The sequence below is a fragment of the Streptomyces maremycinicus genome, assembly GCF_001184025.1.
Classification (GTDB): domain Bacteria; phylum Actinomycetota; class Actinomycetes; order Streptomycetales; family Streptomycetaceae; genus Streptomyces; species Streptomyces maremycinicus.
Genome location: NZ_BBYG01000017.1, coordinates 162,145 through 180,222 on the forward strand (window position 1 = coordinate 162,145; position 18,078 = coordinate 180,222).

Consider the following 18,078-nt stretch of genomic DNA (forward strand, 5'->3'; position numbering starts at 1 on the left):
AGCTCCCCACCCGGCGCCGCGCACTCCCCGGTTCCGGTCCGGCGGACTCCCGGTCCCGGGGCCGACGCCACGCCCAGGTCGCGAGGACGACGCTCTTCCGGTTTCCCGGTTCCGGGGGCACCGCCGCTTCGTGGGCGCCCCCGGGTGGTCGCTGCTTCGTGGGCGTCCCGGGGTGGTCGCTACTTCGTGGGCGTTCCGGGGCCGGCTTCTCCCGACTCGACGCGCTTCTTGAGGCCGGCCAGCGCGCGGTCGATGATGACCTTCTCGGCCTTGCGCTTGATCATGCCGAGCATGGGGATCTTGACGTCCACGGTCAGCTGGTAGGTGACCTCGGTCGCGCCCGCGCCGGCCGGCTTGAGGAGGTAGGAACCGTCGAGCTGGCGCAGCATCTGGGACTTCACCAGCGTCCAGGACACCTCGTGCGCACCGCTCCAGGTGTACCCGAGGACCTGGTCGTCCTTGATGGCGCCGGCGTCCATGACGAGGCGGACCTGCTCGGCGCGGCCCTGCCCGTCCGTCTCGAGGACCTCCGCCTGCTTCACCTCTCCGGTCCAGTCCGGGTAGCGGGCGAAGTCGGCGATCACCGCCATGACCTCGTCCGGTGCCGCCTCGATCGTGATGCTCGAGCTGGTGTGTTCCGCCATCGCCGTGGCTCCTCCAGATGCGGGCCGGTACAGGTAGAGAAGGACACCGCGCGCCAGCCGCCGCGCACGTGTGTGCAGCGTGAAGGCTACCGCGCGTCCGACCTGCCGCCTTCACCCGGACTCGGGACACCGTCTGGACGACGCCGCGACGGCCGGGTCACCACTCCAGCGCCCACGGCTTCCCGCTTCCCGCGAAGTGCCCCACGTTCACGCACTCGGTCGCGCCCACCCGCATCCGGCGGGCGAGCGGCTGGTGGACGTGCCCGAAGAGCGCGTAGCGGGGCCGGGTGCGGCGGATGGCGTCCAGCAGCGCCCGGCTGCCCCGCTCGAAGCGGCGGGCCACGGTGTCGTAGACGAGTTCCGGCACCTCCGGCGGGATGTGGGTGCACAGCACGTCCACCTCCCCCACGGCCTCGATCTTCGCCGCGTACTCCTCGTCGCTGATCTCGTACGGCGTGCGCATGGGGGTCTTCAGGCCGCCGCCGACGAAGCCGAAGACCCGGCCGCCGATCTCCACCCGCTCCCCGTCCAGGACGGTGGTGCCGGGGCTCGCGAACTCCGGCCACAGCCGCGGCATGTCGACGTTGCCGTAGGTGGCGTACGTGGGGGCGGGGAACGCCGCGAACAGTTCGGCGTACTGCTTGCGCACCCCCTGCTCGATCAGCGTGGCCCGGTCGCCGTCGACCCCGGCCCAGAGCCGGCGGCCGAGCTCGCGGGCCTCCTCGAAGCGGCGGGCGGTGCGCAGTTCGACGAGACGGTGGGCGTTCTCCTCCCCGAAGAGGTCGGGGAAGATCCCGCGGGAGTGGTCGGCGTAGTCGAGGAACAGGACCAGGTCGCCCAGACAGATCAGCGCGTCCGCGCCCTCTCCGGCCCGGGCCAGGTCGCGCGCGTTGCCGTGCACGTCACTGACCACGTGGATGCGTGTCCTGCGGTTTCCGGGCGGTGTGGAGGCCATGACGATCAAGGGTAGGCGTGTGCGGCATATGTGAACAGTGGCGATCGGAATACCGGTTACTGGCCAGTCAGTAAAGCGGTGGACTACTGTCGCCCGGGAAACACCAATCTGTGTGACGCAGCGAACATCTCGTCGGACCCCCCTGTCGAAGAGGCCATACCGGCGGGTAACGTCCGGGCAGTCCAGTCGTGCTCAGGATTTCAACCATCGAGATCCACCGAGGTCCCGAGCACAGTCCCGAGCCTTGGACCGCATCGTCGCAGCACACAACGTCGTGGCGCCGGCGCCCTATGAGGAGCAGCAGTCTTGCGCGAGTTCAGCCTTCCGGCTTTGTACGAGGTCCCTGCGGACGGCAATCTGACCGACATCGTCCGCAGAAACGCCGCGCAGCATCCCGACGTCGCCGTCATCGCCCGCAAGGTGGACGGCGCCTGGCAGGACGTGACGGCCACCGCCTTCCTGGCCGAGGTGCACGCCGCCGCCAAGGGCCTCATCGCCTCCGGCGTCCAGCCCGGCGACCGGGTCGGCCTGATGTCGCGCACCCGCTACGAGTGGACGCTGCTCGACTTCGCCATCTGGTGCGCGGGCGCGGTCACCGTGCCGGTGTACGAGACCAGCTCCCCGGAGCAGGTGCGGTGGATCCTCTCCGACTCGGGCGCGACCGCCGTCGTCGTCGAGCTGGACGGCCACGCGGCGGCCGTGGAGTCGGTGCGCGAGTCGCTGCCGGCGCTGAAGCACGTGTGGCAGATCGAGGCCGGCGGTGTCGAGGAGCTCGGGCAGCTCGGCAGGGACGTCTCCGACGAGGTCGTCGAGGAGCGCAGCTCACAGGCCAAGGCCGACGACCCGGCGACCATCGTGTACACCTCCGGCACGACCGGCCGGCCCAAGGGCTGTGTGCTGACCCACCGCAGCTTCTTCGCCGAGTGCGGCAACGTCGTGGAGCGGCTGCGGCCGCTGTTCCGCACGGGCGAGTGCAGCGTCCTGCTCTTCCTCCCGCTCGCGCACGTCTTCGGGCGGCTGGTGCAGATCGCGCCGATGATGGCGCCGATCAAGCTGGGCACCGTCCCGGACATCAAGAACCTCACCGACGAACTGGCCGCCTTCCGGCCGACGCTCATCCTGGGCGTGCCGCGGGTCTTCGAGAAGGTCTACAACTCGGCGCGCGCCAAGGCGCAGGCGGACGGCAAGGGCGCGATCTTCGACAAGGCGGCCGACACGGCGATCGCCTACTCCAAGGCGCTGGAGCTGCCCGCGGGCCCGCCGCTCGGCCTGAAGATCAAGCACAAGGTCTTCGACAGACTGGTCTACGGCAAGCTGCGCGCGGTCCTCGGCGGCAAGGGCGAGTACGCGATCTCCGGCGGTGCGCCGCTGGGCGAGCGCCTCGGTCACTTCTTCCGCGGCATCGGCTTCACCGTCCTCGAGGGATACGGCCTGACGGAGTCCTGCGCCGCCACCGCGTTCAACCCCTGGGACCGGCAGAAGATCGGCACGGTCGGTCAGCCGCTGCCCGGCTCCGTCGTACGGATCGCGGACGACGGGGAGGTGCTGCTGCACGGCGAGCATCTCTTCAAGGAGTACTGGAACAACCCCGGCGCGACCGCCGAGGCGCTGGCCGACGGCTGGTTCCACACCGGTGACATCGGCACCCTCGACGAGGACGGCTACCTCCGGATCACGGGGCGCAAGAAGGAGATCATCGTCACCGCCGGCGGCAAGAACGTCGCACCGGCCGTGATCGAGGACCGGATCCGGGCGCACGCGCTGGTCGCGGAGTGCATGGTGGTGGGCGACGGGCGGCCGTTCGTGGGCGCGCTGGTCACCATCGACGAGGAGTTCCTGGGCCGCTGGGCCTCCGACCACGGCAAGCCGGCGGGCTCGACCGCGGCGTCGCTGCGCGAGGACGCCGACCTCCAGGCCGCCATCCAGTCGGCGATCGACGACGGCAACGCCGCGGTCTCGAAGGCGGAGTCGGTGCGCAGGTTCCGCATTCTCTCCGCCCAGTTCACGGAGGACTCGGGCCACCTCACGCCGTCGCTGAAGCTCAAGCGCAATGTCGTGGCGAAGGACTACGCCGGCGAGATCGAGGCGATCTACGCCAAGTAGCCCCGCATCCAGCTCTCCTGACGACACGTCATGGCGCGGCGTCCCCCGACGGGGCCCCGCGCCGTCGCGCGTTCGGGGGGGGGGGCGGCGGACCGTCGACGCCCGTCCGACCGCCCGCCAGGCTCCGCCCGGCACGGACCGGCGCGGACCGGCGCGGACCGGCGCGGACCGGCTGACGATCCACGGCCGGCCGTCGCCTGACGCACTCCGCCTGACGCCCGTCACCCCGCCACCCGTCGGCTGACGCCGTATCAGTTCGCCGTCGTGCGGGCGGCGTCGGCGGGCCCTCCGCCTTCGCCCGGCGCGGGAGGAGGCGGAGGGAGGCGGAGGGAGGCGGCTAGAGCAGCGTCTTCAACTTCTCCGCCAGCAGGTCCCAGCGCCACTTCTCCTCCACCCAGGCGCGCCCCCGTTCCCCCATCCGGCGGCGCAGCTCCGCGTCGCCGAGCAGCGCGACGATGCGCTCGGCCGTGTCGGCCGGGGAACCGCCCCGCACGACCCAGCCCGTCTCCCCGTCGAGCACCGCGTCGGGCGCCCCGCCCGAGTCCCCGGCGACGACGGGCAGCCCGGTCGCCGACGCCTCCAGGTAGACGATCCCGAGCCCCTCGACGTCGAGTCCGCCCCGGCGCGTCCGGCACGGCATCGCGAAGACGTCCCCGGCGCCGTAGTGGGCGGGCAGCTCCGACCAGGGCACCGACCCGGTGAAGCGCACCGCGTCCGCCACCCCGTGCTCCCGGGCGAGCCGGCGCAGGTCCTTCTCGTAGGGCCCGCCCCCGACGATCAGCAGCACCGCGTCCGGCTCGGCGGCCAGGATCCGCGGCATGGCGAGGATCAGCGTGTCCTGCCCCTTGCGCGGCACGAGCCGCGAGACGCACACCACCACCGGGCGGTCGGTCAGCCCGAGCCGCGCCCGCACCTCCTCGCCGCCCGATCCCGGGTGGAAGGTCTTCTCGTCGACGCCCGGCGGCAGCTGCACCATCCGTGCGGCGGCCCCGGCGCTCAGCGCGGTCGCGATCCGCGAACGGGTGTACTCACCCAGATAGGTGATCGTGTCCGTGCTCTCGCCGATCCGGCCGAGCAGCTGCCGGGCGGCGGGCAGTTGCGCCCATCCGGCCTCGTGCCCGTGGGTGGTGGCCACCAGCCGCTCCGCGCCCGCCCTGCGCAGCGCCGGCGCCATCAGCCCGAGCGGCGCGGCCGCCCCGAACCACACCGACGTGCACCCGTGCTCCCGCAGCAGCCCGACGGCCCGGCGGGTCGCCCCGGGGGTCGGCAGCAGCATCGTCGTGGAGTCCCGTACGACGGTGAAGGGCTGCTCGGCGTCGAAGGCGGCCGTGGCCTCGGCACCCTCGCGGGAACGCTTCCAGGTGGACGCGTAGACGACGAGCCGGTCGGGGTCGAGACGGAGTGCCATGTTGTGCAGGAACGCCTGGATGCCGCCCGGGCGGGGCGGGAAGTCGTTCGTCACGATCAGGGTCTTGTGCATCGCAGCCGACCTTATCCAAACGTTCTTCACAGCCGCGTCCGGCCGCGCTTCACAGCCCGCGGGGAGATCATGTGGGCCATGGACGCGACGGCTGCGAGGCGGCCCCTGACCTGCCTGCTGACGACCTGGGGCGTGACCCGGCTCGCGCTGCTGCTCTTCGTCTTCAAGGTGTTCCTCTTCCCCGGCCCGGACGTCACCAGCGACGTCCTCGTCACCTACCAGGGCTGGTACGACGTGCTGAGCACCGGCACGTTCCCGGCCGCCGACGTCACCTGGCAGTACCCGCCCGCCGCCGCCCTCGCGATCCTCTCCCCCGGTCTGCTGCCCTTCCTCGACTACGCCTCGGCCTTCTTCGTCCTGGCCTTCCTCGCCGACCTGACCGTCCTCGTGCTGCTGCTGAACACGGGACTGCGCCCCGGCCGGTCGCTGCGCGGCGCCTGGACATGGGTGGCGGGTGTGCCGCTGCTCGGCCCCACGGTCTACTGCCGCTACGACGTGATGGTGACGGCGGTCGCGGTCGGCGCGCTGGTCGCGGGCGTGCGGCGGCCCCGGGTGATGGGCGCGCTGACGGGTCTCGCGGTGCTGCTGAAGGTGTGGCCCGCGCTGCTGCTGGCGGGGGCCGTGCGCAAGCGGGCGTGGGGCGCGGCGGCGGTCACCGTCGGCGCGCTGGCCGCGCTGTTCGCGCTGGCCATGCCCGGCGCCTTCGCCTTCCTCGCCTTCCAGCGCGACCGGGGCACCGAGGTGGAGTCGCTGGGCGCCCTCGCCCTCCATGTGGCCCGGCAGTTCGGCTGGCGGGGCCAGGTGCTGCTGCGCTACGGCTCGTTGGAGTTCCTCGGCCCGTACGTCGGCGTGGTGAGCGACGTGGCGCTGGGGCTGACGGCGGTGGCGTTCGGCTGGCTGCTGCTGTGGCGGCTGACGGCGCGGCGCTTCGCGCCGCAGACGCTCGCGGAGGCGGCGTTCACGGCGGTCCTGCTGTTCACCGTCACCAGCCGGGTGATCAGCCCGCAGTACCTGGTGTGGCTGATCGGCCTCGCGGCGGTCTGCCTGTGTTTCCGCACCGGCCGGATGGGCCTGCCCGCGGTCCTGGTGCTCGGCGCGTCCTTCGTGACGGTGCTGGAGTTCCCGGTCTTCTTCGCGGACGTCGTCGCGAGCAGCCCGCTCGGTATCGCCCTCCTGTTCCTGCGCAACGGCCTGCTGGTGGCCGCCGCGATCGTCGCGGCCGTACGGCTGTGGCGCTCGACGGCGCCGGGGGCCGCCGCGCCCGCGCCCCCGGCCGGTCAGGCCGCCCGCGCCAGCGAGCCCGCGGTCTCCCCCTGAGCCGTGGGCCACGCCCGCCGCAGCACCGCCCCCACCACCGCGCACTGCACGCCCATGGCGAGCGCCAGCGCCAGGCACACCCCCGGCAGCCCGAGCCCCGACAGCGCGTACGCCAGCGGCAGCTGGACGGCCGTGCCGAGCACGGTCACCCGCAGCAGCACGGGCGCGCCCCCGCTTCCCTCGAAGACCCCGCCCAGCGCGATGAACCCGGCCATCAGCAGCAGGTACGGCCCGACGCAGCGCAGGAACAGCACGCCCTCGCGGGCCACGGCGGGACCGGCGCCGAAGGCGGCCATGATCCAGGGAGCGGCCGCGCAGAGCAGTACGGCGGCCACGAGGCCGACGGTCCCGGACACGAGCACGGCCTGCCGTCCGATCGCCCGGCGCTCCTCCCGGCCCTCGCCCCGGGTGTGCGCGGTGTGGATGGAGGCGGCCTGGCGGACGGCGTAGAAGGCCATGGTCGCCACGTACATGACCTTGTAGGCGATCGCGTAGGCGGCCACCGCCGTCACCCCGAGCCGTGCCACCACGGCGACCAGGGCGAGCGCGCCGCCCTGGCGCAGGGTGAAGTCGGCGGACATCGGCAGCCCGGTCGTCAGGGTGCGCCGCAGCGAGGCTCCGGTGGGCAGCGTGGGCGCCACCCGGGCGGCCGTCCGCAGCACGGCGTCGCGCCGCAGGGCCAGCAGCCCGGTCCCGAGCGCCACGCACCGGCACAGCACCGTGGAGAGGGCGGCGCCCCGGACGCCGTAGCGGTGGATGAACAGCGGGTCGCAGACCAGGATCAGGCCGTTGGCGAGAAGGGCCAGCCGCATCGGGGTCCTGGTGTCGCCGGCCCCCTTGAGGATGCCGTCGACGAGCTGCTGGCCGAAGAAGACGGCGATGCCCGGCATCGAGACCGCGAAGTAGGAGACGGCGAGGGGCAGGGCGGGGCCGCCGTGCCCGCCGAGGACCAGCCGGGCCAGCGGTTCGCGCAGCAGGAAGCCCCCGGCCGCGACGACCGGCGTGACCGCCGCGCACAGCGCCCAGCCGCCCCGCACGGCCGCCCGCAGGGCCCCCGGGTCCCGTGCCCCTCTGGCGTGCGCGACCAGCACCGTCGTCCCGGAGGCGAAGACCAGCGCGACCCCGAGCAGCACGTTCTCGGCGTTGGTGGCGACCGCCACGGCGGCCACCGCGGGCCCGCCCAGGCGGGACACCCAGACGGTGTTGATGACCCCGGCGGCCACGGAGGCGAGCAGCGAGAAATAGACGGGGCGGGCGAGCGAGACGAGCTGAGTGCGATGACGACGGCCGGCCACGACGGTTCCCCCTCGAAACGAACTGCCCCTGGTCGAGCTGCCTCTCACCGGGCAACCTCTCGGCGGTTACCTCTTGCCGAGGTACCTACGACTACCTCTTACCGAGGTACCTCGAAACGAGATAGCTCGATAAGAGGTACCATGATGCCCTCGTGTCCGCAAGGGAGGGCCATGCTCGAGCTGTCGATCCTCGGTTTCCTGGCCGAGGAGCCGCTGCACGGCTATCAGCTGAAGGAGCGGATCAAGGCGCTGACCGGCCATGTCCGCCCGGTCAGCGACGGCGCGCTCTATCCGGCGATCACCCGTCTCGTCACCGCCGGCAAGCTCGACCAGCACCAGGAGGAGGGCGTGGGCGCGGCCCCCCGCCGGGTGCTCTCGCTCACCGACGAGGGCCGCGCGGACCTGCTGGAACGGCTCCGCCGTCCACGGCAGCCGGAAATCACCGACCACGTCCGCTTCAACACGGTCCTGGCGTTCCTGCGACACCTGCCCGACCGCGGGGAGCAGGCCGCCGTCCTGCGCCGCCGGCTGGACTTCCTGGAGACGCCCACCAGCTTCTTCTACGCCGAGGGCAAGCCGGTGCGGGCGGAGGAGACCGAGGATCTGTTCCGGCAGGGCATGCTGCGGGTCGCCCGGGCGACGGGCGAGGCGGAACGGACCTGGCTGCGCGAGGCGATCGAACAGCTGACCCCGGCGAGCGGCTGACCCCGGCGGGCGGCTGACCCCGGCGGGCGGCTGACGCGGGTGAGTGACTGACGCGGGTGAGTGACTGACGCGGGGGGGGGCGGCCGCCCTCAGCCGAGCTGGGCCTTCAGGTATCCCTGCCAGTCCGCCGTGAACCGCGCGAGGGAGATGCCCAGCACGCTCTCCAGCGCGCCTTCCACCGCCCCCGGCCGCTTCCGGTGCTCCCCCACGGCCCGGTAGAACGCGTCCAGCTTCACCTCGCCCCACCGCTCGGCGATCATCCGGCAGGCCAGCCAGCCGCCCTCGTACGCCTGGGCCAGCCGGTCGGCGTCGCCGGAGAAGCCGAAGTCGCCGTCGGTGGGCAGCGCCTCCGGGACGGCGCCCTCCCGGACGGCGTGCTGGAGCTCCGGGGCGACCTCGGCGGGGGTCCGCCCGGTGCCGCGGTAGCCCACCCAGTCGGCGTACCCCTCGGACAACCACAGCGGGGTGGCCCCGTTGGTGTGGGCACGGGTGGCGACATGGGTGGCCTCGTGGGTGAGGACCACCTGCCGGCCGACCCGGCCGAGCATGCCGTACGCGTCCGGGTTGACGATGATCCGGTCCGCGGGCGTCCGGGCCCCGCCGCCCGTCTCGCCCGTGGTGACCGCGGCGATCCCCCGGTAGGAGGAGGCGGGTGAGCCGAGCAGCCCCGCCATGCCCTCCAGCGACTTCGGCACCAGGACGACGAGGTGACCGGCCCACTGGGTGCCCCAGGCCGCCGAGACCGCCGGGACGGCGTCGTCGGCCAGCTCGGCGAAGGACCGCAGCCGCGCGTCGGACTGCCCGACCCCCAGCACGAGACTGTGCGCGCCCCGGACGACCCGCACCGTGCCCTGGTCCCACAACTGCTGGCCCGCCTCGGTCGCGGGCCGGTCCGAGGCCACCGACCACCGGCCGGCCCCGTCCCGGGTCAGGCGCAGGACGCGGGCCGTGGTCACCGGGGCCCGGTCGTAACCCTCGACGCGGTAGCTCAGTTCGGCGTCGGCGGTGGCGCCGTCCCCGCCGCGCCGCAGCGCCGTCACGCGGTACGACCAGGCCGCCAGCGGAACGGCCCGTACGGCCGCGTACCCGGACGCGGTGCCGGTGGCCGTGTAGGCGCCCTGGTCGTGGCCGAGGACCGCGGCGGCCCGCCGGTCGAGGACCCGCTGCACCTCGGCCTTCGCGTCGTCGGTCGCGGCCCGTCCGCCGCAGCCGACCAGAGCGCCGAGGAGCGAGGCGAGCAGCAGACAGATCCACAGGACCCCGGGTCCGCGCGCCCGCCCTCGACCAGCCATCCTCCCGATCGTACGGCGGCCGGCCCGCGCGGGCTCCGCTCAGGGCCTGGTGACGGAGGAGACGGGCATCATCCCGACCGGGTCGTACCGCACCGGCGCCCCGGGATAGGGCGCGTGGATGACCTGCCCGTTGCCGACGTACATGCCGACGTGGCTGGCGTCGGAGCGGTAGGTGACGATGTCGCCGGGCCGGGCCTGGGAGAGCGGCACCCGCCGTCCCGCGTGCGCCTGGGCCTGCGAGGTACGCGGCAACGAGACGCCGGCCTGCGCGTACGACCACTGCACGAGCCCCGAGCAGTCGAACCCGGTGGGTCCGTTGGCGCCCCAGACGTACGGCTTGCCGAGGGCGGAGCGCACGGCGGCCACGGCGGCGCCCGCGCGCCCGGAGGCGGGGACGGCGCCCGAGAGGCCGGGCACGGTGTCGCGGCCGGAGCGGGAGGCCCGGTCGAAGGCCGCGCGTTCGGCGGACGGCAGCGCGTTGAGCAGCCGCCGCGCCTCGGCGAGCTTGCGCTCCACGGTCCGCTTGTGCCGCACCACGGCCGCGCGGCTCTTCTCCAGCTCGGCGAGTCTGCCCGCGGCCTCGGCCCGCTCCTGGGTGAGTTCGCGCATGGCGCCCCGGAGTTCCCTCAGCTCGCCGGCCTGGTGGGCGGTGATCCGGTCGAGGACGGACGCCTTGGCGAGGTAGTCCTCCGGGTCGTCGGAGAACAGCAGCGCCAGGGAGGGGTCGAGGCCGCCGGAACGGTACTGGGCCCCGGCCAGTGCACCGAGTTGCTCGCGCAGGCCGTTGATGCGCTCCTGCTGCCGGGCGATGTGGTCCCGCGCGGTGCCGACCTGCCCGCGCAGGGTGTCGGCGCGCTCGTCGGCCGTGTTGTAGGCCTCGGTGGCCTTCTCGGCCTCCTCGTAGAGACGGTCCACCTCGGCGCGGGTGTCGTCGTGCGGAGCGGCCGTGGCCGGTACGGCGGACACGGCGCCGAGCGCGGCGGCCGCGACGGACAGCACGCTCAGGGCGCTGTTGGCGCCCCGGTCGAACCCGGACTGTGCAAGGCGGCGATGGGACCCCACGGGAAGCCGCGCTCCTTCCACCGGTGGACAGGGAAACGCGGCAGACAGTAGCCCCGTGGTGGGGGGTCGGCCAAAGACCTCGGCGGCGACGCACAGTGACGCCCCGCCGCTGACGCAGGTCACCGGCGGGGCGTGGGGTCACTTCTCGTTGCCATGATTCGCCCGTTCGGGCGGCATGGTGTCCCGGTATCGGGTCGGATCAGATCCGGACGCCGAACTGGAACGGCATGTTGTTGATCGACTCGTAGCGCACGACGGTGCCGGAGCGCGGGGCGTGCAGCACCTGGCCGTTGCCCGCGTAGAAGCCGACGTGGTGCTGGTCGCCGTAGAAGATGACCAGGTCGCCGACCTTGAGGGCGCTCTGGGAGTAGATGCGCGTACCGGCGTTGGCCTGGGCCTGCGAGGTGCGCGGGATGGAGACGCCGGCCTGGGCGTAGGCCCAGGAGGTCAGGCCCGAGCAGTCGTAGGAGGCGGTGCCGGTGGCGCCGTAGACGTACGGCTTGCCGAGCTGGCTCTGGGCGGCCTGGAAGGCGGCCATGGCCCGGCCGGAGCCGGCCGGGGCGTCGCCGAGGTCCACCCGGTCGCCGGCGTCGCGGCTGGCGCGGGCGTCGGCGGCGGCGAGGGCCGCCTGCTCCTTGGCCGTCAGCGTGTTGAGGAGCTTGCGCGCCTCGGCGAGCTTGGCCTGGACTTCCTTCTTCTTCTTGCCCAGTTCGGTGCGGGTGGAGGCGAGGTCCTCGAGCTTGGTGGAGGCCTCGCTGCGCTCCTGGGCGAGCTCGCGCTGCTTCTCCTGGATCTTCTTCAGCGCCTCGACCTGCTGGGCGCTCAGCTGGTCGGCGGTGGACGCCTTGTCCAGGAAGTCGTCCGGGTCCGAGGACAGAAGCAGCTGCACGGAGGAGTCTATGGAACCGGTGCGGTACTGGGCGGCGGCCGCCAGACCCATGGAGTCGCGCAGCTCGTTGAGCTCCGACTGCCCCCGGGCCACGTTGTCCTGGATGGTGGAGATCTCCTTCTGGAGCTTCTCCTGCTTCTCCTGGGCCCCGTTGTACTTCTCGGTGGCCTGCTCCGCCTCTTCGTAGAGCTTGTCGACCTTGGTCTTGACCTCGTCCTTGGTGAGCTTCTCGGCGGGCGCCGCGTTGGCGGCCTGCGAGCTCAGTACGACGGCAGCGGCGGCTGCGGTGGTCAGCACGGTCACGCGCGTGCGACTCGGCTGCTTCGGTCGACGGTGGGACGCCACGGAGACGGGCTCCTTCTTTTGAGTGATCACCCGTTTGGAGATGCGAGCCCTGACCTTAGTGACCTCGCCGTGATCAGTTCAAATCCTCAGGAGAAAAAAACCCATCACGCAACGCAGTTTTTTCAATCAACTCACGTGCAGTCATGCTCGATTGACACTACGTTGCGTGACGATTCCGCCAATTCGGGCGTTAAACCTGCAACTTCGACCTTCAGGACAGCCGCTTCAGAAGTACCGCGGAAGCCACCGGTCGGGCACCCGCCTTGGCGATCCCGTCGGCCACCTCCCGGTCGGTCGAGGCGACGATCACCGGCCGGCCCGGCGGCTCGGCCCGCACCAGCTGACGGATCAGCTCGTCGGCCGTGACACCCGGCTTGGAGAACAGCACCCGCACCCCGCGCGGCGGCGCGAGCAGCACCGGAGCGGCCAGTTCGGCCCCGTCGAAGACACAGGTGACCTCGGCGCCGGTCTGCGCGGCGAGCTGCGAGAGCTGCCCGAGGAGCCGGAGCCGCTGCTTCTCCAACGGCATCTGCGGATAGCCGGTCTTGGTGACGTTGTAGCCGTCGACGACGAGATGCGCCTGGGGCAGCGCGAGCAACTGGTCGAGAATGGCCGGATCGTTCTCCGACAACGCGCGGGCGGCGATGTCCTTGGGGGTCATACGCCCCGGTTCGACCGCGTCGACGGTCTCCGCCGGACGTACCGAAACCGGCGGCAACGCCAGCTCCCGCCGCAGCCCCTGGGTCGCGTCGAGCACCGTGTCCAGCAGCAGCCGCACCCGCATGTCCTCGACGCTGCGGCCCTCGCGCGCCGCCCGCCGGGTGGCCTCCAGCGCCGCCTCCACCTCGCCCAGCCGCGCCTTGAGCCGCCGGGCCTCGCTCTCCGCGGCCGACACCTGGGTCTGCCCCTCGGCGCGCACGGTCTCCAGCTCGGCGCGCACCTTGCGCAGCGCGGCCTCGCCCCGCTTGACGTCGCTGAGGGCCGACCTCAGCTTGCGATGGAGCGACTCCGTCTCCTTCTTCGCGGCGTCCAGCTCGGCGCGCAGCCCCTCGGTACCCGCCCGGGTCTGCTCACGGGCCCGGTCGAGTTCCTCGCGCAGCCGCTCCAGCTCGGCCCGGCTCTCCTCGCCGGCCCGCTCGGCGTCCGCCCGCTGGGCCTCCTCACCGGCCGCGGTGACCAGCTTCACCCAGCCGGCGGGCCGCAGTACGTAGGCCGCGGCCGCCACCTCGTGGGGGTCCGCGGCCGGGGTCGGCGAGCCGGAGTCGAGGGCGCCGGCGAGTTCCGGCTGGGCCTCTCTGAACTTCTCGGCGATGCGCTGCCGGAAGAGCGGATCGGTCTCCAGCGCGGCCGCCATCGCGTTGCCCGCGAACTTCGCCCGCCGGTTCGGCGCGAACCGGGCGTACTGCCGCAACTGGACGGGCAGTTCACCGACGGTCAGCCCGCCGAAGCCGTCGGAGACGATCTGCACGACCCTGCGTCGCACGCCGTCCGGCAGCGGACGGTCGAGCATCTCGGCGGCGCCGTCGCCCGGCCCCCCGCCTGCGCTCTCCACCATCCGTCACACCCCAATACTGTGCGGGGCTCCCTCGCTCTCGGCTTCGCCCGAGCGGGGGGCTCCCATCGTCAGGAACCGGCGCCCGGCCTGTCCACGAGTTCGACCTGGTCCACGGCGTTGCACCAGCGGCACCGCACCGACTCGATGGTCTCACTGACCACCTCGCGCTCCTCGACCTTCGGCTCACCGGCGAGGTCGAGGTGCACGTACTCGACGACCTTCGACGAGCGCGTCACGTCGAACCGCGTGAGGTTGCCGCAGAGCGTGCAGCGCCACCGCGTCGCGGCGGTCGGCAGAGGAACCGTCATCGTGGCTTTCCACTTCCTTCTGGTGTCGTGCTCGCGTTGCCGGGGTCGGGCCGGAGGCTCCCCCGCGTGTATGGCTCGTAACCCTACGGCCTGGCGGGTACTCGCCGCCCATCCGTCCACGGCGGCGAGGCGGTCCGGACGAGTGCGTCCGGTTACGTCATGCTTTGTTCCCATGATCGGCAACTGGAACGGGACGGTCGGCAGGGCGGTCCGCAACCGCCCGGCGCCGGTGACCTACGCCCTGATCGCCGTGTGCTGTCTGATCTTCCTGATCGGGCCCGCCTCGGGCTTCAATCCGGTGTACGGCACCGGCGACGAGCTGCTCGCCGCGCAGCGGGCCTACTTCCGCCGCTGGGGCGTGGTGCCCGGCGAGCTCTTCGAGGGCGCGCCACGGGCCGCCCTGACCCCGGCCACGGCCCTCTTCGTCCACGGCAGCTGGGTGCACCTGCTGGGCAACATGCTCTTCCTCTACGTCTTCGGGACGATGACCGAGGACCGGATGGGCCGCGTCGAGTTCACGCTCTTCTATCTCGGCTGCGGCTACCTGGCCCTGCTGGGCTACGCCGCCGCCAACGCCGGGTCGGCACAGTCCCTGGTCGGCGCCTCCGGGGCGATCTCCGCGGTCCTCGGCGCGTTCCTGTACCTGTTCCCCCGGGCGCGGGTGACCAGTCTCCTGCCGTTCCTGTTCTTCCTGCCGCTGCGCTTCCCCGCCTGGGTCGTGCTGCCCTTCTGGGCGGCCCTCCAGTGGGTGGCGGCCGGGCGGGCCGCCCAGGGGCCGGGCGTGGCCTACCTAGCGCACCTGGTGGGCTTCGGCCTGGGGCTCGTCTACGCGTGGGCCCGTTTCGGCGGGAACCGGGGCCCCCGGAGCGGGCCCGAAGGGGCGGCGGCGGGCGATCGGCGGGCGACTAGAGTGAAGGCCGCCCCAGCTCCGGCCCCCGAGGGAGAGAACCAGCCGTGATCACCGCGATCGTCCTCATCAAGACCAGCGTGGACCGGATTCCCGAGATCGCGGAGCGGATCGCTTCGCTGGACTCGGTCAGCGAGGTCTTCTCCGTCACCGGGACGTACGACCTGATCGCCATGGTGCGGGTCAAGGAGCACGAGGACCTGGCTGAGGTCATCCCCGGCAGCATCAGCAAGATCCCCGGCGTGGAGGGCACGGACACGCACGTCGCGTTCCGCACCTACTCGCAGCACGACCTGGAGGCGGCGTTCGCGATCGGGCTGGACTCCTGACCGGCTGAACCCCGCCTCCGGCGGACCGCGCTCAGACCGCGGGAACGCAGCGGCCGTCCTCCGTGCGGTACTGCCACCGCGCGCCCTCGCTCACGAGTTCACGCACCGCGTTCACGAAGCGCTCCACGTGCTCGTCCGGGGTCCCCGCGCCGAAGCTCACCCGGATCGCGTTGAGGGACTTCTCGCCGGGGGCCGCCTCGGGGGCCCCGCACTCGCCCTGGGTCTGGGGGTCGCCGCCCAGCAGGGTGCGGACCAGCGGGTGGGCGCAGAAGAGGCCGTCGCGGACCCCGATGCCGTACTCGGCGGAGAGCGCGGCGGCGAAGTGGGAGCTGTTCCAGCCCTCGACGACGAAGGAGATCACGCCGACCCGCGGGGCGTCGTCGCCGAACAGCGACAGCACCTTCACCTGCGGCACCTCGGCCAGACCGGACCGCACCTTCGCGATCAGGTGCTCCTCGCGGGCGACCAGGGCGTCGAAGCCGGCCTCGGTGAGCGCCCGGCACGCCGAGGCGATGGAGTAGGCGCCGATCACGTTCGGGGAGCCGGCCTCGTGGCGGGCGGCGTTCTCGTGCCACTCCACGTCCACTCCCCCGTCCTCGCGCCGCGTGACCTTGCGGCTCGCGCCGCCGCCCGCGAGGTAGGGGTCGGCCGCCACCAGCCAGTCCGCGCGGCCGGCCAGCACGCCGGAGCCGAAGGGCGCGTACAGCTTGTGACCGGAGAAGGCCACCCAGTCGACGTCGAGTTCGCGCACGGAGACCGGGTGGTGCGGGGCCAGCTGGGCAGCGTCCAGGACGATCCGGGCACCGTGCGCGTGCGCGGCGGCCGCCAACTCGCGCACCGGCCACAGCTCACCGGTGACGTTCGAGGCGCCGGTGACGCAGACCAGGGCCGGACCGTGAGGATCACGGGCGGCGAGGGCCCGCTCCAGCGTCTCGACGGCCTGGGCCGGGGTGCGCGGGGCGTCGAGGTAGGTGACCCGGGCGTCCTGCCAGGGCAGCAGCGAGGCGTGGTGCTCGGTCTCGAAGACGAAGACCTGGCAGCCGGCCGGGAGGGCCCGGGCCAGCAGGTTGAGGGAGTCCGTCGTCGAGCGGGTGAAGACCAGCTGGTCGTCGGGGCGGCAGTCCAGGAACTCGGTGACCGTCCTGCGGGCGTTCTCGAAGAGGTCCGTGGACAGCTGCGAGAGGTAGCCGGCGCCCCGGTGGACGCTGCCGTAGTAGGGGGCGTAGGCCGCCACGTCGTCCCAGACACGCTGGAGGGCGGGGGCGCTGGCCGCGTAGTCGAGTGCCGCGTAGGCGACTTCGCCACCCGTCACGAGCGGGACGGTGACATCCCGGCCGAGAACGGGCAGCGGGGCACAAACGGTCCGGGCGGCGGCAGCGGTGGAGACAGACATGGGGAACTCCCGTGAGAGGCAAGGGGGGACCGCCGTGCGAGCGGACATGGCTCGAGCACGGAGGAAGGGGAAGGGGGTACGCGGAGGCGGGGCTCGACGCCCTATCGCATTCGCTTGCTCACGGAAGGCTCCCTCGAACGACCAGGACCCCTGGCGTGCTCACTCGAAAGAGTGCGAGGGGTCCGCGCTTGCCGTAGACCTCGCTGCCTACGGCCTGGTCCTCACCCGGGGCACCCCGCCACGGACGGAGGGTTGCCGGACAGTCGGCCGGGGCCTCATGACTGTCACTCATGACCTGGTACAGGAACGTACGCGAAGTGATCGCCGCCCCGCAACCCGTGTCCGGATCGCGGGACGGCGTCAGCGCCGACGTGTCACGCGTTGCTGGCGGCGACCCAGCGGTCCAGCGCCCGCTTGGCCGCGCCCGAGTCGATCGACTCGGCCGCCCGGTCCATGCCGGCCCGCAACTGCTCGGCCAGGGTCCCGGAGCCCGGCTCCAGGGCCACCAGCGCCGCCGCCGAGTTCAGGAGCACGGCGTCCCGCACCGGGCCCGTCTCGCCCTCCAGCAGGCGGCGGGCGACCTCCGCGTTGTACGAGGGGTCGCCGCCCCGCAGGGCCTCCACCGGGACCAGCTCGAGGCCGACGTCCCGCGGGTCGAAGCTCTCCTCGGTGACCTTGCCGTCGCGGACCACCCACACATGGGAGGTGGCCGTCGTGGTCAGCTCGTCGAGGCCGTCGTCGCCCCGGAAGACCAGGGACGAGTTGCCGCGCTCGGCGAAGACACCCGCGACGACCGGCGCCATCCGCGGGTCCGCGACCCCGACCGCCTGGGCCCGCACCCGGGCGGGGTTGGTCAGCGGGCCGAGCACGTTGAACACCGTGCGGATGCCCAGCTGGCCGCGCGCGGCGCCCACATGACGCAGCGCCGGATGGAACTTGATCGCGAAGCAGAAGGTGATGCCGGCCTCCTGGGCCACCTCGGCGACCCGCCGGGGGGTCAGCTCCAGATTGACGCCGAGCTTCCCCAGGACGTCCGAGGCGCCGGACGCGGAGGACGCGGCCCGGTTGCCGTGCTTGACGACCGTGGCGCCCGCGCCGGACACGACGATCGCCGACATGGTGGAGATGTTGACCGTCTTCGCGCCGTCGCCGCCCGTGCCGACGATGTCGACGGTCGGGCCGGGCACCTCGATCAGGTTGGCGTGCTCGTACATCGCCCGCACGAGCCCGTTGATCTCCGCGACGGTCTCGCCCTTGGCCCGCAGTGCCACCACGAACCCGGCGATCTGCGCGTCGGTCGCCTCGCCGCGCATGATCCGGTCCAGCGCCCAGAACGTGGCGTCGGCGTCCTGGTCGCGCCCGAACAGCAGACCGTTCAGTACCTCGGGCCAGGAACGGCCCGCCGCGGTGTCGCCTCCAGCGGGGGTCACAGCGCTCATAGCCGCTCCTGCGTGTGTCGTGGTGTGCGTCGTGTCTTCTCGTGAGCCGTCGTGCGTCTC

Annotated in this window: 16 protein-coding genes and 1 riboswitch; of the genes, 5 read left to right on the forward strand and 11 right to left on the reverse strand. The window is 72.7% G+C overall.

Annotated elements, in window-relative coordinates; translation table 11 throughout:
- Positions 1 to 179 precede the first annotated feature (179 nt).
- Positions 180 to 644, reverse strand: a complete 465-nt coding sequence (locus AOQ37_RS26230) for an SRPBCC family protein (protein WP_062647501.1) — start codon at positions 642 to 644, stop codon at positions 180 to 182.
- A gap of 157 nt (positions 645 to 801) precedes the next feature.
- The gene (locus tag AOQ37_RS26235; RefSeq protein ID WP_062647503.1) at positions 802 to 1,557 is read right to left on the reverse strand and encodes a metallophosphoesterase family protein; all 756 of its coding nucleotides are present in this window, start codon (positions 1,555 to 1,557) and stop codon (positions 802 to 804) included.
- Positions 1,558 to 1,905: 348 nt separating this feature from the next.
- Here AOQ37_RS26235 and AOQ37_RS26240 point away from each other — a divergent pair, with 348 nt between their 5' ends.
- Positions 1,906 to 3,702 carry an AMP-dependent synthetase/ligase gene (locus AOQ37_RS26240; protein ID WP_062647505.1) on the forward strand — a complete coding sequence of 599 codons (1,797 nt, stop codon included), beginning with the start codon at positions 1,906 to 1,908 and terminating at the stop codon, positions 3,700 to 3,702.
- Between the two features lie 337 nt (positions 3,703 to 4,039).
- Here AOQ37_RS26240 and AOQ37_RS26245 read toward each other — a convergent pair whose 3' ends face one another.
- The gene (locus tag AOQ37_RS26245) at positions 4,040 to 5,182 is read right to left on the reverse strand and encodes a glycosyltransferase family 4 protein (RefSeq protein WP_062647507.1); all 1,143 of its coding nucleotides are present in this window, start codon (positions 5,180 to 5,182) and stop codon (positions 4,040 to 4,042) included.
- Positions 5,183 to 5,260: 78 nt separating this feature from the next.
- Between AOQ37_RS26245 and AOQ37_RS26250 the strand changes: the two genes are divergently transcribed.
- Positions 5,261 to 6,499, forward strand: coding sequence for a glycosyltransferase 87 family protein (locus AOQ37_RS26250; protein WP_062647509.1), 1,239 nt, complete (start codon positions 5,261 to 5,263; stop codon positions 6,497 to 6,499).
- On the opposite strand, the gene AOQ37_RS26255 is transcribed toward AOQ37_RS26250, so the two are convergent.
- Complete coding sequence (locus AOQ37_RS26255; protein WP_062647510.1) at positions 6,460 to 7,794, reverse strand: MATE family efflux transporter; 1,335 nt, start codon at positions 7,792 to 7,794, stop codon at positions 6,460 to 6,462. The genes AOQ37_RS26250 and AOQ37_RS26255 overlap by 40 nt on opposite strands.
- Positions 7,795 to 7,965: 171 nt before the next feature.
- On the opposite strand from AOQ37_RS26255, the gene AOQ37_RS26260 reads away from it, so the two are divergent.
- A complete protein-coding gene (locus AOQ37_RS26260; protein WP_062647512.1) occupies positions 7,966 to 8,499 on the forward strand; it encodes a PadR family transcriptional regulator in 534 nt (177 codons plus the stop codon).
- Positions 8,500 to 8,588: 89 nt separating this feature from the next.
- On the opposite strand, the gene AOQ37_RS26265 is transcribed toward AOQ37_RS26260, so the two are convergent.
- From AOQ37_RS26265 to AOQ37_RS26285, 5 genes are all read right to left on the reverse strand, one after another.
- The gene (locus AOQ37_RS26265; protein WP_062647514.1) at positions 8,589 to 9,791 is read right to left on the reverse strand and encodes a hypothetical protein; all 1,203 of its coding nucleotides are present in this window, start codon (positions 9,789 to 9,791) and stop codon (positions 8,589 to 8,591) included.
- A 39-nt stretch (positions 9,792 to 9,830) separates the two neighbouring features.
- Positions 9,831 to 10,853 carry a C40 family peptidase gene (locus tag AOQ37_RS26270; RefSeq protein ID WP_062647516.1) on the reverse strand — a complete coding sequence of 341 codons (1,023 nt, stop codon included), beginning with the start codon at positions 10,851 to 10,853 and terminating at the stop codon, positions 9,831 to 9,833.
- 199 nt (positions 10,854 to 11,052) lie between these two features.
- Positions 11,053 to 12,087: a C40 family peptidase gene (locus AOQ37_RS26275; RefSeq protein WP_062647518.1), complete on the reverse strand. Its 1,035-nt coding sequence runs from the start codon at positions 12,085 to 12,087 to the stop codon at positions 11,053 to 11,055.
- 211 nt (positions 12,088 to 12,298) lie between these two features.
- Complete coding sequence (locus AOQ37_RS26280) at positions 12,299 to 13,642, reverse strand: NYN domain-containing protein (RefSeq protein WP_062647519.1); 1,344 nt, start codon at positions 13,640 to 13,642, stop codon at positions 12,299 to 12,301.
- Between the two features lie 68 nt (positions 13,643 to 13,710).
- Positions 13,711 to 13,950, reverse strand: coding sequence for a hypothetical protein (locus AOQ37_RS26285; protein WP_020129990.1), 240 nt, complete (start codon positions 13,948 to 13,950; stop codon positions 13,711 to 13,713).
- Positions 13,951 to 14,122: 172 nt separating this feature from the next.
- Here AOQ37_RS26285 and AOQ37_RS26290 point away from each other — a divergent pair, with 172 nt between their 5' ends.
- Together AOQ37_RS26290 and AOQ37_RS26295 are read left to right on the forward strand one after the other, a co-directional pair.
- Entirely contained in the window at positions 14,123 to 14,908 is a 786-nt protein-coding gene (locus AOQ37_RS26290) for a rhomboid family intramembrane serine protease (protein ID WP_062647521.1), read from the forward strand.
- Positions 14,905 to 15,186, forward strand: a complete 282-nt coding sequence (locus AOQ37_RS26295) for an Lrp/AsnC family transcriptional regulator (RefSeq protein WP_020129992.1) — start codon at positions 14,905 to 14,907, stop codon at positions 15,184 to 15,186. Before AOQ37_RS26290 ends, AOQ37_RS26295 begins: the two co-directional genes overlap by 4 nt.
- 31 nt (positions 15,187 to 15,217) lie before the next feature.
- Here AOQ37_RS26295 and AOQ37_RS26300 read toward each other — a convergent pair whose 3' ends face one another.
- Both AOQ37_RS26300 and trpD read right to left on the reverse strand, forming a co-directional pair.
- On the reverse strand, positions 15,218 to 16,579 hold the full coding sequence (locus AOQ37_RS26300) for an aminotransferase class V-fold PLP-dependent enzyme (protein ID WP_062647523.1): 1,362 nt from the start codon (positions 16,577 to 16,579) through the stop codon (positions 15,218 to 15,220).
- A gap of 179 nt (positions 16,580 to 16,758) precedes the next feature.
- A riboswitch (SAM riboswitch) is annotated at positions 16,759 to 16,875 on the reverse strand.
- A 78-nt stretch (positions 16,876 to 16,953) separates the two neighbouring features.
- Positions 16,954 to 18,018: an anthranilate phosphoribosyltransferase gene (trpD, locus tag AOQ37_RS26305; protein WP_062647525.1), complete on the reverse strand. Its 1,065-nt coding sequence runs from the start codon at positions 18,016 to 18,018 to the stop codon at positions 16,954 to 16,956.
- Positions 18,019 to 18,078 lie beyond the last annotated feature (60 nt).

What these genes read in the sequence shown, in the direction of transcription:
- AOQ37_RS26230 (WP_062647501.1), bottom strand. Translation starts at nt 644, where the DNA reads ATGGCGGAACACACCAGCTCGAGCATCACGATCGAGGCGGCACCGGAC.
- AOQ37_RS26245 (WP_062647507.1), bottom strand. Translation starts at nt 5,182, where the DNA reads ATGCACAAGACCCTGATCGTGACGAACGACTTCCCGCCCCGCCCGGGC.
- AOQ37_RS26250 (WP_062647509.1), top strand. Translation starts at nt 5,261, where the DNA reads ATGGACGCGACGGCTGCGAGGCGGCCCCTGACCTGCCTGCTGACGACC.
- AOQ37_RS26260 (WP_062647512.1), top strand. Translation starts at nt 7,966, where the DNA reads ATGCTCGAGCTGTCGATCCTCGGTTTCCTGGCCGAGGAGCCGCTGCAC.
- AOQ37_RS26265 (WP_062647514.1), bottom strand. Translation starts at nt 9,791, where the DNA reads ATGGCTGGTCGAGGGCGGGCGCGCGGACCCGGGGTCCTGTGGATCTGT.
- AOQ37_RS26280 (WP_062647519.1), bottom strand. Translation starts at nt 13,642, where the DNA reads ATGGTGGAGAGCGCAGGCGGGGGGCCGGGCGACGGCGCCGCCGAGATG.
- AOQ37_RS26285 (WP_020129990.1), bottom strand. Translation starts at nt 13,950, where the DNA reads ATGACGGTTCCTCTGCCGACCGCCGCGACGCGGTGGCGCTGCACGCTC.
- AOQ37_RS26290 (WP_062647521.1), top strand. Translation starts at nt 14,123, where the DNA reads ATGATCGGCAACTGGAACGGGACGGTCGGCAGGGCGGTCCGCAACCGC.
- AOQ37_RS26300 (WP_062647523.1), bottom strand. Translation starts at nt 16,579, where the DNA reads ATGTCTGTCTCCACCGCTGCCGCCGCCCGGACCGTTTGTGCCCCGCTG.
- trpD (WP_062647525.1), bottom strand. Translation starts at nt 18,018, where the DNA reads ATGAGCGCTGTGACCCCCGCTGGAGGCGACACCGCGGCGGGCCGTTCC.